Consider the following 14,773-nt stretch of genomic DNA (forward strand, 5'->3'; position numbering starts at 1 on the left):
CCGCGTCCGGGTCCGTCGCGGGACGGGTCAGCGGCGGCGGTCCTGCTGGCGCGGCAGGCCCTTGTCCAGGCCCGCGCGGCGCAGGGCGTCGGCCATGGCGCTGTTGCCCGCCGGGGCGTCGCCGCCCCGGCCCCGGTTGTCCTGACCGCGGTTGTCCTGGCCCCGGTTGCCCTGACCGCGTCCGCCCTGGCCCCGCCGGCCCTGGCCGCCGCGTCCGCCCTGGCCGCGTCCGCCCTGTCCCTCGCCCTGGCCGCCGCGCTGCTGGCGGTCGTCGCCGCCCTTGCGCTCGGGCTCGTCGTTCAGGCGCAGGGTCAGGGAGATGCGCTTGCGCGGCAGGTCCACGTCCAGGACCTTCACGCGCACGATGTCGCCGGGCTTGACGACGTCGCGCGGATCGGACACGAACTTGTCCGACATCGCGGAGATGTGGACCAGGCCGTCCTGGTGGACGCCGACGTCCACGAACGCGCCGAACGCCGCCACGTTCGTGACCACGCCCTCCAGCAGCATCCCCGGCTCCAGGTCGGCGAGGGTGTCCACGCCGTCCTTGAACGCCGCCGTCCGGAACGCCGGGCGCGGGTCGCGGCCCGGCTTCTCCAGCTCGGCGAGGATGTCGGTGACGGTCGGCAGGCCGAAGGTGTCGTCGACGAACCGGTCGGGCCGCAGCGAGCGCAGCGCCGCGGAGTTGCCGATCAGGCCCTTGATGTCGGTCCCGGCGGCCTCCAGGATGCGGTGCACCACCGGGTAGGACTCGGGGTGGACGCTGGAGGCGTCGAGCGGGTCGTCGCCGCCGGGGATGCGCAGGAAGCCCGCGCACTGCTCGAACGCCTTCGGGCCGAGGCGCGGCACCTCCCGCAGCCCGGCGCGGTTCCGGAACGGGCCGTTGGCGTCGCGGTGCCCCACGATGTTCTCGGCCAGGCCCTCGCTGATGCCCGACACGCGGGTCAGCAGCGGGACCGAGGCGGTGTTGACGTCCACGCCGACGCCGTTCACGCAGTCCTCGACCACGGCGTCCAGCGAGCGCGACAGCTTCACCTCGGAGATGTCGTGCTGGTACTGGCCGACGCCGATGGACTTGGGGTCGATCTTGACGAGCTCGGCCAGCGGGTCCTGGAGGCGGCGGGCGATGGAGACCGCGCCGCGCAGCGACACGTCCAGGCCGGGCAGCTCGCGGGCCGCGTAGGCGGAGGCGGAGTAGACCGACGCGCCCGCCTCGCTGACCATGACCTTGGTGAGCTTCAGCTCGGGGTGGCGGGCGATCAGGTCGGCGGCGAGCTTGTCGGTCTCGCGGGAGGCGGTGCCGTTGCCGATCGCGACGAGGTCGACGTTATGCGCCCCGGCCAGCCGGGCCAGGGTCGCGATCGACTCGTCCCAGCGGCGGCGCGGCTCGTGCGGGTAGATCGTGTCGGTGGCGACGACCTTGCCGGTGCCGTCCACGACCGCGACCTTCACGCCGGTGCGCAGGCCCGGGTCCAGGCCCATGGTGGCGCGGGTCCCGGCGGGCGCGGCCAGCAGCAGGTCGCGCAGGTTGGCGGCGAACACCCGGACGGCCTCGTCCTCGGCCTCGGTGCGCAGCCGGGTGCGCAGGTCGATGCCCAGGTGGACGAGGATGCGGGTGCGCCAGGCCCAGCGGACGGCGTCGTTCAGCCACCGGTCGGCGGGCCGCCCCTGGTCGGTGATGCCGAAGCGGCGGGCGATCTCGGCCTCGTAGGCGCTGCGGGTGCCCGGCTCGGCGGCCTCGTCGTCCGGCTCCGGCGACAGGTCGAGGTCGAGGACCTCCTCCTTCTCGCCCCGGAACAGCGCCAGGATGCGGTGCGAGGGCAGCTTGGCGAACGGCTCGGCGAACTCGAAGTAGTCGGCGAACTTCGCGCCCGCCTCCTGCTTGCCCTCGCGGACCCGGGAGACCACGCGGCCGCGTTCCCACATCTGCTCGCGCAGCGCGCCGATCAGGTCGGCGTCCTCGGCGAACCGTTCCACCAGGATCGCGCGGGCGCCCTCCAGCGCGGCGGTCTCGTCGGCCACGCCCCGGTCGGCGTCCACGTACCCGGCGGCGGCCTGCCGCGGGTCGTGCGACGGGTCGTTCAGCAGCAGGTCGGCGAGGGGTTCGAGGCCGGCCTCGCGGGCGATCTGCGCCTTGGTGCGCCGCTTGGGCTTGTAGGGCAGGTAGATGTCCTCCAGGCGGGCCTTGGAGTCGGCCGCCATGATCTGCCCGCGCAGCTCGTCGGTCAGCTTGCCCTGGGACTCGACCGACTCCAGGATCGCGCTCCGGCGCTCGTCCAGTTCCCGCAGGTAGCGCAGGCGCTCCTCCAGGTTGCGCAGCTGCGTGTCGTCGAGCGCGCCGGTGGCCTCCTTGCGGTAGCGGGCGATGAACGGGACGGTCGCGCCGCCGTCGAGCAGGTCCACCGCGACGCGGACCTGGCCCTCGCGGACGCCGAGTTCCTCGGCGATCCGCTGGGTGATCGGCGCGGGGCCGTCCGCGCCCTGGTCGCCGGCGGTGTGGTGGATGGTCGCTGTCACGAGTTCGATTCGCTTTCTCCCCTGGATGTCGCCCGTGCATTGTCCAGGATGCGGCGGCGCTTGTCGCGCCGTCCGGTCCGGATGGTGGTGCTGGCTCCCCTGTTCGGAACGTCCGGATCGACCACAATCGGGGATGTGAACGAACCGGTGGAGGCGGCCGTGGCGAACGGACGGGGCGCGGCGAACGGACGGGGCGCGGGGGACGACGGCGGGACGGAGCTGGTCAGGCTCGGGACGCTAGCGTCGCTGCGGGGATTGATACAGGCGGTGCTGGCCCTGGCCGCGGGCATCCCGCTGCTGGTGCTGTCGATCGTGTCGCTGGCGTTGATCCCGATAGGCGTCGGGATGATCCTGGCGCCGGCGGTCCTGCTGGCGGTGCGGATGCTGGCGAACCAGCAGCGCGCGTGGGCCGCCGAGTGGTCGGGCGTGTCGGTGCCGCTCCCCTACCGTCCCGAGCCCGTCACCTCCAACCCGCTGCGGCGGCTGGGCTGGCTGCTGCGCGACCCGGCGACCTGGCGGGACCTGCTGTGGCTGCTGGTGAACATCCCGGTCGGCCTGCTGCTGGGGCTGCTGCCCGCCATGCTGGTGGTGTACGGGGTGGAGGGCGTGCTGGTCGCGCCGTGGCTGGGACAGGTCATCTTCTACGGGTGGGGGCCGTTCTGGCCGCTGGACGACTGGGGCCTGGCCGGGATCGCCGGCTGCCTGGTGCTGGGGCCGGTGATGGCGGTGGCGGGGCTGCGGTACGGGCCGGCGCTGGTCCGGGCGCACGCGCTGGTCAACCGTTCGCTGCTGGCCCCCACGCGCGGGGCGCTGGCCGAGCGGGTCCGCGAGCTGACCGAGACCCGGGCGCAGACCGTGGACGCCTCGGCCGCCGAGCTGCGCCGCATCGAGCGCGACCTGCACGACGGCGCGCAGGCCCGGCTGGTGGCGCTCAGCATGAACATCGGGCTGGCCGAGGAGCTCATGAAGCACGACCCGGAGACGGCCGCCACGCTGCTGGCCGAGGCGCGTTCGGCCAGCGGGCAGGCGCTCACCGAGCTGCGCTACCTGGTGCGCGGCATCCACCCGCCGGTGCTGGCCGAACGGGGCCTGGACGGGGCGGTGCGGGCGCTGGCGCTGTCGTTGCCGCTGCCGGTGGACGTGCGGATCGACCTTCCGGGGCGGGCGGAGGCCCCGGTGGAGACGGCGGCCTACTTCGCGGTCGCCGAGATGCTGGCCAACGTGGTCAAGCACAGCGACGCCCGGCGCGCCTGGATCCAGATCGAGCACGACCGGGGCCGCCTGCTGATGATCGTCGGGGATGACGGGACCGGCGGCGCGGACCCGGCGGCCGGGTCCGGAATGCGCGGTATCGAACGGCGGCTGGCCGCCTTCGATGGGACGATGGCGGTCACCAGCCCTCCGGGCGGGCCCACCATCGTGACCATGGAGCTGCCGTGCGCGTCGTCATCGCCGAAGATCTAGCCCTGCTGCGGGACGGGTTGATCCGCCTGCTGGAGGCGTTCGGCTTCGAGGTGGTCGAGGCGGTGGACAACGGTCCGTCGCTGGTGCGCGCGCTGGTGAACCAGCGGCCGGACGTGGCGGTGGTGGACGTGCGGCTGCCGCCGACGTTCACCGACGAGGGGCTGCGGGCGGCGCTGGAGGCGCGCCGGGAGATCCCGGGGCTGCCGATCCTGGTGCTGTCGCAGCACGTCGAGCAGTTGTACGCGCGCGAGCTGCTGTCGGACTCCTCGGGCGGGATCGGCTACCTGCTGAAGGACCGGGTGTCGGACGTGAGCCAGTTCGTGGACGCGGTGCGGCGGGTGGCCGCGGGCGGGACGGCGCTGGACCCCGACGTGGTGGCGCAGCTGCTGACCCGGCGGGCGCGCGAGGAGCCGCTGCAGATGCTGACCCCCCGGGAGCGGGAGGTGCTGGGGCTGATGGCGGAGGGCCGTTCCAACGCCGCCATCGCCGCCCAGCTCTTCATCACCGAGAAGGCGATCAGCAAGCACACCAACAACATCTTCACGAAGCTGGGGTTGCCGCCCTCGGAGGACGACAACCGGCGGGTGCTGGCCGTCCTGGCCTACCTGGGGGCCTGACGGGCGGCGGCGCGGGCCCGCGCGCCGCCGCCGGGCGGCCCATCAGAGGAACCAGGGCGGGGTGAGGCGTTCGCCCTCCCTGGGGGCCAGGTCGCAGGCGTCGGAGAGCGTGGAGCGGTCGACGACCGCGACCTTGGTCCCGGCGGGGCCCGCGACGACGGCGGTCAGCCCGCCGGGGCCCGCCAGGAACCGGCGCGGGCGGCCGGCGCGCAGCACGACGGTGTCGCCCTCGGCGATCGGCCGGCGGTCGCCGTCCACCTCGACGTCGCCGCCGCCGGCCACGACGGTCCAGATCTGCTCGGCGTCGGCGACGTGGAGCGGGCCCTCGGCGTCGGGGTGCAGGGCCGAGCGGCACAGCACGATGCCGGTGCCGCCCTGGGCGGGTGAGGCGAAGGTGGTCATGACGCCGTTCGGGGTCTCGGTGCGGCGGGCGTCGGCGTGGTGGATGACGGGCATGGGCGGTCCTCGCTACGATTGGTCAACGTGGTTGTCTATATAGTCAACGAGGTTGTCTTTCATGTCAAGTGACGTTCCCGGATTCGAGCTGCCGCTGCGGCTGCTGCTGGCGTTCCGCACGATCATCGACGAGACGTACGCGCGGCTGGCCGAGCAGGGGCATCCGGGGATGAAACCGCTGTACGGGTTCGTGTTCCAGGCGATCGGGCCCGGCACCACCGCCGTGGAGCTGGGGCGGCGGCTCGGGGTGTCCAAGCAGGCCGCGGGCAAGCTCGTGGAGACCCTGGAGCGGCTCGGCTACGTCGAGCGCGCCGCCGACCCGGCCGACGCCCGCCGCAAGGTCGTCCGGCTCACCGGGCACGGGGTGGACGCGCTGGCCCGGTCCGCGCGGATCTTCGACGAGATCCGGGACCGCTGGGCGGAGGAGCTGGGCGCGGAACGGCTGCGCGCCCTGGAGTCCACCCTGCGCGAGGTCACCCCCGAGAACCCCTGGCGGCTGGACCTCCCGGGATGGTTCGGTGGCTCCTCATGACACAGATCAAGATCTACGGACGGCGCGACGCGTGGGACGGGCGGCAGCGGGAGGTGTCGGACCTGCTGCACGCCTGCCTCCGGGAGGCGTGGCGGCTGCCCGAGGACAAGCGGTTCCACCGGTTCCTGCTGCTGGACGAGCGGGACTGGATCTGCCCGCGGCGCGGTGAGCGGTACCTGATCGTCGAGGTGCTGTGCTTCACCGGGCGGAGCGAGGACGCCAAGCGGGCGCTGATCGGGGAGGTCTACCGGCGGCTGTGCCCGGCGCTCGGCCTGGACGCCGACGACCTGGAGCTGACGATCGTGGAGATGCCGCCGGTCAACTGGGGCATCCGGGGCGTCCCGGCCGACGAGCTGACGCTGCCCTACCCCGTGGAGCTGTGAATTTTCCCTGGCCCGCGCCATACCGGTCCAGGCCAGGGAACGGACCAGTTCCGCGCGCCGCATCCGCCGTCCCGAGACCCTTGATGCGCCGTGCCCGTCCGGTTACGATCGCCGCAATTCTTAGGAAACTTTCCTAAGAATTGGGCCGAGATTCCTGTTGGTTCGGGGGCGCGAACTGAACGGAGAGTCATGTCCGGATCGGGTGGACGGCGGGTCATAGCGCTCGCCGGAGCGGCGGCCATCGTGGCGGCCGGATCCCTGGTCGCCGCTCCCGCCGCCGTGTCGGCGGGAACGGTGACCGCCAACTGTACGAAGACCTCGGACTGGGGCACCGGCTTCGAGGGCCGGTGCACCGTCAAGAACGGGACCACCGCGACGATCAACGGCTGGAAGGTCGAGTTCGACCTGCCGTCCGGGACGTCGGTCGGGTCCACCTGGGACGCCACCAAGGCCGCCTCGGGCAACCACTACACGTTCACCAACGTCGGCTGGAACGGCGCGGTCGCCGCGGGCGCGTCGGTGAGCTTCGGGTTCGGCGGCACCGGGCCCGGATGGATCACCGGCTGCAAGGTCAACGGCGGGTCCTGCGACGGCAGCGGCGGGCCGGGCGACGACACCCAGGCCCCGGCCGCGCCGGGCAACCTGCGTTCCACCGGCAAGTCCGCCACCAGCGTCGACCTGGCCTGGAACGCCGCCACCGACAACGTCGGCGTGACCGGCTACGACGTCTACCAGGGCTCCACCAAGGTCGAGTCGGCCACCGGCACCAGCGCGACCGTCAGCGGGCTGAACCCCAAGACCGCCTACACGTTCACCGTCAAGGCGCGCGACGCCGCCGGGAACGTCTCGGCCGCCTCCAACGCCGTCTCCGTCACCACCGACGAGGGCCAGGGCCCCGGCCCCGGCGGCGACAAGGTGATCGGCTACTTCGCCAACTGGGGCGTCTACGGCCGCAACTACCACGTCAAGAACATCGACACCAGCGGCTCGGCGTCCAAGCTCACCCACATCAACTACGCGTTCGGCAACGTCCAGGGCGGCAAGTGCACCATCGGCGACGCGTTCGCCGACTACGAGAAGTCCTACGGCGCCGACCAGTCGGTGGACGGCGTCGGCGACACCTGGGACCAGCCGCTGCGCGGGTCGTTCAACCAGCTCCGCAAGCTGAAGAAGAAGCACCCGCACCTGAAGGTGATCTGGTCGTTCGGCGGGTGGACCTGGTCGGGCGGGTTCGGCGAGGCCGCCCGCAACCCGGCCGCGTTCGCCGAGTCCTGCCACAAGCTGGTCGAGGACCCGCGCTGGGCCGACGTGTTCGACGGCATCGACATCGACTGGGAGTACCCGAACGCCTGCGGCCTCACCTGCGACACCAGCGGTCCGGCGGCGTTCCGGAACCTGATGCAGGCGCTGCGCGCCAAGTTCGGCGACGACCTGGTCACCGCCGCGATCACCGCCGACGGCACCGACGGCGGGAAGATCGACGCGGCGGACTACGGGGGCGCGGCCCAGTACGTCGACTGGTACCTGCCGATGACCTACGACTTCTTCGGCGCCTGGGCCAAGAACGGCCCGACCGCCCCGCACTCCCCGCTGACCTCCTACAACGGCATCCCGACGCCGGGCTTCCACTCCGACAAGGCGATCCAGAAGCTCAAGTCCAAGGGCATCCCGGCCAGCAAGCTGCTGCTCGGGATCGGCTTCTACGGCCGCGGCTGGACGGGCGTCACCCAGACCGAGCCGGGCGGCTCGGCGACCGGCCCCGCGCCGGGCACCTACGAGGCGGGCATCGAGGACTACAAGGTCCTCAAGACCCGCTGCCCGGCCACCGGGACCGTCGCCGGAACGGCCTACGCCAAGTGCGGCTCCGAGTGGTGGAGCTACGACACCCCCTCCACCATCGGCGGGAAGATGACCTACGCCAGGAACCAGGGCCTGGGCGGGTCGTTCTTCTGGGAGCTGAGCGGCGACACGACCGGCGGTGAGCTCATCACCGCCATGCGGAACGGCCTCGGCTGATCTTCCACCTCCCGGGTTCAGCCGAGATCGAACGACGGGCCCCCCGACCGCACGGACGCACGGTCGGGGGGCTCGTCCCCTTTCACGCGGGCAGGACCGGGGCGAGCGCGTCGGCCAGCTCGCGGACGTAGTCCTCCGCCTCGCCCCGCACGCCCGGATACTCCTTGCGGAACTCGTCCCAGTCCGCGTCGATCCCGAGGATGTCCCCTCTCGACAGCGGACGCTCGGCGCGGTGGTCCCACTCCTCGGCCAGCGTGGCCGTCAGCAGGTCGTAGGAGGGGCGGCAGTTGCGCGCCAGCAGCCAGGCGTCGTACAGATCCTTGCCCTGCGGGTAGATGTCGGTCAGCAGCCACAGCAGCTTCCAGGCCAGCGACAGCTCCGGGGTGGCGGCGTCGAGCAGGATCGGCGGGCCGCCGTCGGCGCGCGGGATCTCGGTCAGCTCGGGCTCGGCCGGAAGCGGCTCGCCGAACACGAAGTCGAGCTGCACGGTGCCGGACGGCAGGCCCTCGGCCCGCCACGGCAGCACCAGCCGCCGCCCCGGCACCTTGTCATAGGTCCAGATGTCGCTGTGGACCGCGCCGTCGGCGGACAGCCTCACCGGGTCGCCGGGGTCCCGGCCGGAGACCTCCTCGGCGGCGGCCGCCAGCCCCTCCATCATCCGCGTGGTCTCGTGACCGGCGGCGTCCCATCCCGTGGGGCACACGAAGTCCAGGTCGCCGGGCTCGCGCGCCAGGTCGCCGTACCAGGCGCGCAGCAGCACGCTGCCGCGCAGCACCAGATCATCGGCCCAGCGCGAACCCGCGACGGCCGCCAGCACGTGGGCGACCGCCCGGCGGCGCGCGGCGTACCAGCGCTCGCCCTGCTCGCGGGAGGGGAAGCGCGGCTCGCCCGCGCGCATCGCCTTGCGGTGGGGGACCATCGCCGGATCGAACACCGGCGACTGCATCGCGCCGGGAACGGGCCGCAGCGTCGGCGGCAGCCCGAGCCTCCGGGCCTCCTCGGGTTCGGGCGGGTGGTGCGGCAGGTACTCGTCGGGCTCCCAGGGGCCCCATCTGTACTTGTTCCAGTCCGACGCCGTCACGGCTCTCCTTCCGGGAGCACCGGCGCGAGCGCGTTGGCCAGCTCGCGAACGTAGTCCTCCGCCTCGCCCCGCACGCCGGGGTACTCCTTGCGGAACTCCTGCCAGTCCGCCTCGATCCCGGCGACCCGCCCGAGCGTCAGCGCGCCGGGGCCCGGCGCCTCGGAGTGCCCGGTCACCTCGGCCAGCAGCCGGTAGGAGGGGCGGCAGTTGCGGGCCAGCAGCCAGGCGTCGTACAGATCCTTGCCCTGCGGGTAGGCGTCGGTCAGCAGCCACAGCAGCTTCCAGGCCAGCGACAGCTCGGGGGTGGCGGCGTTCAGGACGGCGGGCCCGCCGCCGTCGGCGCGCGGGATCTCGGTCAGCTCGGGCTCGGCCGGAAGCGGCTCGCCGAACACGAAGTCGAGCTGCACGGTGCCGGACGGCAGGCCCTCGGCCCGCCACGGCAGCACCAGCCGCTGCCCCGGCACCCGGTCGTAGGTCCAGATGCCGCTGACGGCGGCCTCCCCCGCCGCGATCTCGACCGGGTCGCCGCGGGACAGCCGTCCGGCGTCCGAGGCGAGGCCGGTCAGCATCTCCCCGGGGTCGTCCATCGCGGACAGGACGACGAAGTCCAGGTCACCGGGCTCGCGCGCCAGGTCGCCGTACCAGGCGCGCAGCAGCACGCTGCCGCGCAGCACCAGGTCATCGGCCCAGCGCGAACCCTCGACGGCCGCCAGCACGTGGTCGACCGCCCGGCGACGCGCGGCGTACCAGCGCTCGCCCTGCTCGCGGGAGGGGAAGCGCGGCTCGCCCGCGCGCATCGCCCTGGGGTGCTGCTTCAGGGCCGGGTCGAACACCGGCGACTGCATCGCGCCGGGAACGGGCCGCAGTGTCGGCGGCAGCCCGAGCCATCCGGCCTCCTCGGGTTCGGGCGCGTGGTCGGGCAGGTACGGCCGCGCGGGCCACGGACCCGGCCGGTACTCGCCCCACCGGACGGCCGAGACCGTGCCGTCCTCGTCGATCCAGCCGTCGTCCAGGGCGGGGGCGTCGTCGAAGACGACGAACTCGCGCTCCACCGTGCCCACCTCAAGGCCGCCGTGCCGGCGCAGGGCGTTGAGCAGCGCCTTCATCCGCCGTCCGGCGGTCTGCATGCCGACCTCCCGGCAGCGCTGGGTGACGAAGCGCTCCTGGCGGCCGTCGGCGCGGACGCGGCGGGCGTTGCGGGACAGGTGCGCCGAGTGCCGGGCCGCGACCGCCGCGAGCGCGGCGGTGTCGGCGTCCCCGGGGAGCAGCAGCTTGATGTGGTGCTCGAAGTAGAACCCGGGGCCGAGCGCGTCGGCGTCGGTGACGGGGACCCCCTCGGTGCGCGGCGACGCCTCGATCTTCAGGCGGGTCACCGTGAAGCCCGCCGCGCGCAGGTCCGCCGCGGCCCGCTCGGCGTCGGCGCGCGCGTCGGCGAGCGTGCCCCCGGTGCGCAGCGTCAGCATCGGCTGCGACGGCGTGCGGCCCCGGTCCAGCAGGATGTGGACGAACTTCAGCCCGCGCGCCTCCGCCCACCCGGCCAGATCGTCGGCGGGGCCGTCCACGGTCACGTGGGTCTCGAACTCTCCGGAGAAGCCCATGCCCGGATGATCCCAAAAGGGACCGACATCGGGCGCGCGGTTTTCCTCAGGACAGGTGGCCGACGAGCTCGTGGCGGGCGCGGTCGAGGTGGTGGTCCAGGGCGGCCTCGGCGCGGTCGGGGTCGCCGGCGGCGACGGCGGCGAGGATCGCGTCGTGCTCGTCGGCGATCTCGGCGGCGCGCAGCAGCCGGAACGCCTGCACCTGCGCCATGCACAACCGCATCTCGGCCATCAGCGCGCCGTGCGCGCGGCTCAGCCGGGGGCTGCCCAGCGCGTCCACCAGCGCCCGGTGGAACCGCACGTCCGGCTCCACGATCGCGGTCGTCCAGTCGGTCCCGGCCGCGCGGATCTCCTCCTGCGCGGCCAGCGCGTCCGGCGGGACCCGGCGGCGGCGCGCCAGCTCCCGCATGACCTGGCTCTCCAGCACCGCGCGGGTGAGGTACAGGTCGGCGACGTCGGCCGCGTCGAACACCGGCACGCGGGCGGTCTTGTGCGTGCCGCGCGTCAGCAGGCCCTGGCTGACCAGGCGTTCGATGGCGGCGCGGGCGGTGGGCCGGGCGACCTCGTAGCGCCCGGCGACCTCGCTCTCGGGCAGCGAGGTGCCGCCCGGCAGCCGGCCGTCCAGGATGCTCTCGCGCAGCTCGTGCACCAACGCGTCCACCAGCGACAACGCTCGCGGCCGACCAGCCATCGCCCCTGCCCCCTCACGGTCCGCCCGCACGGGCCGGCGAGAAGTATCCCATGCGGCCCTTGACGCGCCGCAGATTGTCTGACAAGTATACGAACCCTGTTCTAGTGATCTGGGACACCTCCGCAAGCTCCCGCCCCACCCCCAGGAGGTCGTGTTGTACCGCCAAGTGCTGGACCCGCTCGGCGGGTCCCTGGCGTGGTCCGCGTTGTGCGCGGCGATCCCGCTGCTGACCCTGTTCGTGCTGCTCGGCGTGTTCCGGGTGCGGGCGCACCTGGCCGCCGCCGCGTCGCTGGCGCTGGCGGTCGCGCTGGCCGTCGCGGTGTGGGGCATGCCGGTGGGGCAGGCCCTGTCCGGCGCGGCCGAGGGCGGCTTCTACGGGCTGTTCCCGATCCTGTGGATCCTGGTGAACGCGCTGTGGATCTACCGGCTGACCGAGATCACCGGCTGGTTCGGGGTGCTGCGCCGCTCGATCCGGACCGTCTCCCCCGACCAGCGCGTGCAGGCGATCCTGATCGCGTTCTGCTTCGGCGCGCTGATCGAGGCGCTGGCCGGGTTCGGCACGCCGGTCGCCATCACCGCGGTGATGCTGGTGGCCGTCGGGATCGCGCCGGTGAAGGCCGCGACGGTCGCGCTGGTCGCCAACACCGCGCCGGTCGCGTTCGGCAGCATGGGCGTGCCGCTGACGACGCTGGCCGGGGTGACCGGGCTGCCGCTGGACGACCTGGGCGCGATGGCCGGACGGCAGACCCCGGTGATCGCGCTGTTCATCCCGCTGGTGCTGGTGCTGCTGGTGGACGGCCGGCGGGGCGTGCGGCAGACCTGGCCCGCCGCGCTGGTCGCCGGGGTCGCGTTCGCGATCGGGCAGTTCCTCGCCGCCAACTACGTCAGCGTCGAGGTCACCGACATCATCGCCGGGATCGTGGCGGTGGTGGCGCTGCTGGGGTTCCTGCGCGTGTGGCGGCCCGCCGAGGTGCGGCAGGGCGTCGCGGCGCCCGCGGTGGCGGGCGGCTCGTCCGATGCCGTCGACGCCGGACGCGAGGCGGAGATGCGGCGGCGCGAGACCGGCGAGGGCAGCGCGCTGATGGCGTTCGCGCCGTACCTGGTCATCGTGGTGCTGTTCGCGATCACCCAGCTCGGGCCGGTCAAGGAGTGGCTGGGCGCGCACGGGGTGCACCAGTTCGCCTGGCCGGGGCTGGACGTGCGGACGCCGGGCGGCCAGCCCGCGTCGGCGATGACGTTCAAGCTGGAGCACCTCAAGGCCGCCGGGACGATCCTGCTGGTCGCGGGCCTGGTCACGATGGCGCTGTACCGGGTGTCGTTCGGCCGTGCGGTGCGGGCCTACGGCGCGACGCTGCACCAGCTCCGGTGGACGATCGTGACGGTGACGTGCGTGCTGGCGCTGGCGTGGGTGATGAACCTGTCGGGGCAGACCACCACGCTCGGCACGGCGCTGGCGCACACCGGCGAGGCGTTCGCGCTGCTGTCGCCGGTGGTCGGCTGGCTCGGCGTCGCGGTGACCGGCTCGGACACCTCGGCGAACTCGCTGTTCGGCGTGCTCCAGGTGACGGCCGCCCGGGAGACCGGCCTGGACCCGGTGCTGCTGGCCTCGGCCAACTCCACCGGCGGCGTCCTCGGCAAGATGATCTCGCCGCAGAACCTCGCGGTGGCCGCCGCCGCGATCGGGATGGCCGGGAGCGAGAGCACGATCTTCCGCAGGGTCATCGGCTGGAGCCTCGGGCTGACCGCGGTGTTCGCGGTGTTCGTCTACCTTCAGTCGACCCCGGTACTGGGATGGATGGTCGTGGGATGACCCCCGGGAGACCCCTGCGCGTGCTGTGTGCGCCGGACAAGCTGCGCGGCGCGCTGGACGGCGCGCGGGCCGCCGCCGCGCTCGCCGCCGGGGTGCGGGCGGCGGGCGGCACCGCCGTCGAGCATCCCCTCGCCGACGGCGGCGAGGGCTCGCGGGAGGTCGTGCAGGCCGCCCGGGGCGGGCGCGTGGTGCCGGTGGAGAGCGTGGACGCGCTCGGCCGCCCCGCCACCGCCCGGTACGGGCTGCTCGACGACGGGACGGCGGTCGTGGAGGCGGCCGAGGCGGTCGGGCTGGCCGCGCTCGCCGCCGCCGAACGCGACGTGATGCGCGCCTCCAGCGCGGGCCTGGCCGCCCCGGTCCTGGCCGCCGTCCGCGCGGGCGCGCGCCGGGTGGTGGTCTTCCTCGGCGGGACCGCGACCATGGACGGCGGAACGGGCCTGCTCGCCGCGCTCGGAGCCGGGGTCCGCGCGGCGGACGGGCGTTCCCTCGGCGGCGGCGGCGCGGACCTGGCGCACGTCGCGTCGGTCGACCTCGCCCCCGCGCGGGAACGCCTCGCCGGGATCGACCTGACCGTCGCCGCCGACGTGACGAGCCCGCTGTACGGACCGGCGGGCGCGGCGCGCGTCTACGGGCCGCAGAAGGGCGCGGACCCGGAGGCGGTCGAGGAGCTGGACGACGGGCTGCGGCGGCTGGGGCCGCTGCTGGGCGTCGCGGACGCCGCCGGGGGCGGGGCCGCCGGCGGGCTGGGCGCGGCGCTGCTGGCGCTCGGCGCGCGGATGGTGCCGGGCGCCTCGCTGATCGGCGACCTGACACGGTTCGGGGACCGCCTGGCCGGGGCGGACCTGTGCCTGACGGCCGAGGGCAAGGTCGACGCCAGCACCGACACCGGCAAGACGGTGCGCGCGGTGGTGGACGCGTGCGCCGGGGCGAGGGTGCCGTGCGTGGTGCTCGGCGGCACCCTCACCCCGGACGCGCACCGCCTCTACGACCGCGGCGCGACGGCGGTGCTGCCGATCGGGCCGGGGCCGCGTTCCCTGGACGAGGCGCTGGCGACCGCGGCCGACGACCTGACGGCCGCGGCCCTCGCGGTCTGCCGGCTGGCCGCCCTGCGCCCCGGCTGAGCGCGCTCAGCGGCGGCGGTTCAGCAGCCGCCGGACGACCAGGGGGCCGACGGTGCCGAGCAGCACGAACAGCCCCGGCACCAGCACGTCGGTCACCGGGTCGCGCACCGGCCGGAACGTCGCCTGCCCGTCCTTGATCTCGATGTAGCCGACCGGGGTGGCCGAGACGCCGCCGCCCCCGCCGCCGCCCGAGCCCTCCTCGTCCTCGCGGCCCTCCCCGCCGCGGCGGCGGCCCTGTCCCGCGCCGACGCCGAAGCCGTAGCCGACCCGGGCGACGGGGATCACGGTCACGCCGCCGTACTCGACCGGGTCCCCGTACACCGCCTTCGCGGTGGCGCGCCCGCCCAGGCGTTCGGCGATCTGTTCCACCAGGTGGGAGGCCGGGCCCGCCGCGGCGCGCTCGGCCTGCTCGCGAGCCTCCGCGTCCCGGACCTCTGGGGTGGTCATGTCGTCTCCCTCCATCGGGCCGCCCATGCCTTACTGCCAC

13 protein-coding genes are annotated in these 14,773 nt (G+C 74.1%); 7 read left to right on the plus strand and 6 right to left on the minus strand.

The window, feature by feature from the left end:
* Positions 1–27 precede the first annotated feature (27 nt).
* A complete protein-coding gene (locus HNR61_RS40350) occupies positions 28–2,517 on the minus strand; it encodes a Tex family protein (RefSeq protein WP_376770304.1) in 2,490 nt (829 codons plus the stop codon).
* Between the two features lie 135 nt (positions 2,518–2,652).
* Between HNR61_RS40350 and HNR61_RS40355 the strand changes: the two genes are divergently transcribed.
* The gene (locus HNR61_RS40355; RefSeq protein ID WP_312898327.1) at positions 2,653–3,981 is read left to right on the plus strand and encodes a sensor histidine kinase; all 1,329 of its coding nucleotides are present in this window, start codon (positions 2,653–2,655) and stop codon (positions 3,979–3,981) included.
* A complete protein-coding gene (locus HNR61_RS40360; protein ID WP_182848421.1) occupies positions 3,954–4,598 on the plus strand; it encodes a LuxR C-terminal-related transcriptional regulator in 645 nt (214 codons plus the stop codon). Before HNR61_RS40355 ends, HNR61_RS40360 begins: the two co-directional genes overlap by 28 nt.
* Before the next feature lie 42 nt (positions 4,599–4,640).
* On the opposite strand, the gene HNR61_RS40365 is transcribed toward HNR61_RS40360, so the two are convergent.
* The gene (locus HNR61_RS40365) at positions 4,641–5,054 is read right to left on the minus strand and encodes a cupin domain-containing protein (protein ID WP_182848422.1); all 414 of its coding nucleotides are present in this window, start codon (positions 5,052–5,054) and stop codon (positions 4,641–4,643) included.
* A 61-nt stretch (positions 5,055–5,115) separates the two neighbouring features.
* On the opposite strand from HNR61_RS40365, the gene HNR61_RS40370 reads away from it, so the two are divergent.
* The 3 genes from HNR61_RS40370 to HNR61_RS40380 all read left to right on the plus strand — a co-directional run bounded on the left by HNR61_RS40370 (position 5,116) and on the right by HNR61_RS40380 (position 7,985).
* Entirely contained in the window at positions 5,116–5,586 is a 471-nt protein-coding gene (locus HNR61_RS40370; protein ID WP_182848423.1) for a MarR family winged helix-turn-helix transcriptional regulator, read from the plus strand.
* Positions 5,583–5,969, plus strand: a complete 387-nt coding sequence (locus HNR61_RS40375) for a tautomerase family protein (RefSeq protein ID WP_182848424.1) — start codon at positions 5,583–5,585, stop codon at positions 5,967–5,969. The genes HNR61_RS40370 and HNR61_RS40375 overlap by 4 nt, the downstream gene beginning before the upstream one ends.
* A 189-nt stretch (positions 5,970–6,158) precedes the next feature.
* Positions 6,159–7,985 (plus strand): glycoside hydrolase family 18 chitinase, encoded by a 1,827-nt coding sequence (locus HNR61_RS40380; protein WP_182848425.1) that lies wholly within the window; start codon positions 6,159–6,161, stop codon positions 7,983–7,985.
* 82 nt (positions 7,986–8,067) lie between these two features.
* Here HNR61_RS40380 and HNR61_RS40385 read toward each other — a convergent pair whose 3' ends face one another.
* From HNR61_RS40385 to HNR61_RS40395, 3 genes are read right to left on the minus strand one after another with little or no spacing between them, the layout of a single operon-like run.
* Positions 8,068–9,066 carry a nucleotidyl transferase AbiEii/AbiGii toxin family protein gene (locus HNR61_RS40385; protein WP_220510373.1) on the minus strand — a complete coding sequence of 333 codons (999 nt, stop codon included), beginning with the start codon at positions 9,064–9,066 and terminating at the stop codon, positions 8,068–8,070.
* A complete protein-coding gene (locus tag HNR61_RS40390; protein WP_182848426.1) occupies positions 9,063–10,664 on the minus strand; it encodes a nucleotidyl transferase AbiEii/AbiGii toxin family protein in 1,602 nt (533 codons plus the stop codon). Before HNR61_RS40390 ends, HNR61_RS40385 begins: the two co-directional genes overlap by 4 nt.
* A gap of 46 nt (positions 10,665–10,710) precedes the next feature.
* Positions 10,711–11,325 (minus strand): GntR family transcriptional regulator, encoded by a 615-nt coding sequence (locus HNR61_RS40395; protein ID WP_218009961.1) that lies wholly within the window; start codon positions 11,323–11,325, stop codon positions 10,711–10,713.
* A 181-nt stretch (positions 11,326–11,506) separates the two neighbouring features.
* Between HNR61_RS40395 and HNR61_RS40400 the strand changes: the two genes are divergently transcribed.
* Together HNR61_RS40400 and HNR61_RS40405 are read left to right on the plus strand one after the other, a co-directional pair.
* A complete protein-coding gene (locus tag HNR61_RS40400) occupies positions 11,507–13,165 on the plus strand; it encodes an L-lactate permease (RefSeq protein ID WP_312898328.1) in 1,659 nt (552 codons plus the stop codon).
* A complete protein-coding gene (locus HNR61_RS40405; RefSeq protein ID WP_182848427.1) occupies positions 13,162–14,286 on the plus strand; it encodes a glycerate kinase family protein in 1,125 nt (374 codons plus the stop codon). The genes HNR61_RS40400 and HNR61_RS40405 overlap by 4 nt, the downstream gene beginning before the upstream one ends.
* 6 nt (positions 14,287–14,292) lie before the next feature.
* Here HNR61_RS40405 and HNR61_RS40410 read toward each other — a convergent pair whose 3' ends face one another.
* Positions 14,293–14,733 (minus strand): spore germination protein GerW family protein, encoded by a 441-nt coding sequence (locus HNR61_RS40410; protein WP_182848428.1) that lies wholly within the window; start codon positions 14,731–14,733, stop codon positions 14,293–14,295.
* Positions 14,734–14,773 lie beyond the last annotated feature (40 nt).

This window comes from Actinomadura kijaniata, assembly GCF_014138665.1.
Classification (GTDB): Bacteria; Actinomycetota; Actinomycetes; order Streptosporangiales; family Streptosporangiaceae; genus Spirillospora; species Spirillospora kijaniata.

Coding starts and splice junctions, on each gene's coding strand:
- HNR61_RS40390 (WP_182848426.1), bottom strand. CDS start 10,664: ATGGGCTTCTCCGGAGAGTTCGAGACCCACGTGACCGTGGACGGCCCC.
- HNR61_RS40405 (WP_182848427.1), top strand. CDS start 13,162: ATGACCCCCGGGAGACCCCTGCGCGTGCTGTGTGCGCCGGACAAGCTG.
- HNR61_RS40410 (WP_182848428.1), bottom strand. CDS start 14,733: ATGACCACCCCAGAGGTCCGGGACGCGGAGGCTCGCGAGCAGGCCGAG.
- HNR61_RS40380 (WP_182848425.1), top strand. CDS start 6,159: ATGTCCGGATCGGGTGGACGGCGGGTCATAGCGCTCGCCGGAGCGGCG.
- HNR61_RS40370 (WP_182848423.1), top strand. CDS start 5,116: ATGTCAAGTGACGTTCCCGGATTCGAGCTGCCGCTGCGGCTGCTGCTG.
- HNR61_RS40375 (WP_182848424.1), top strand. CDS start 5,583: ATGACACAGATCAAGATCTACGGACGGCGCGACGCGTGGGACGGGCGG.
- HNR61_RS40365 (WP_182848422.1), bottom strand. CDS start 5,054: ATGCCCGTCATCCACCACGCCGACGCCCGCCGCACCGAGACCCCGAAC.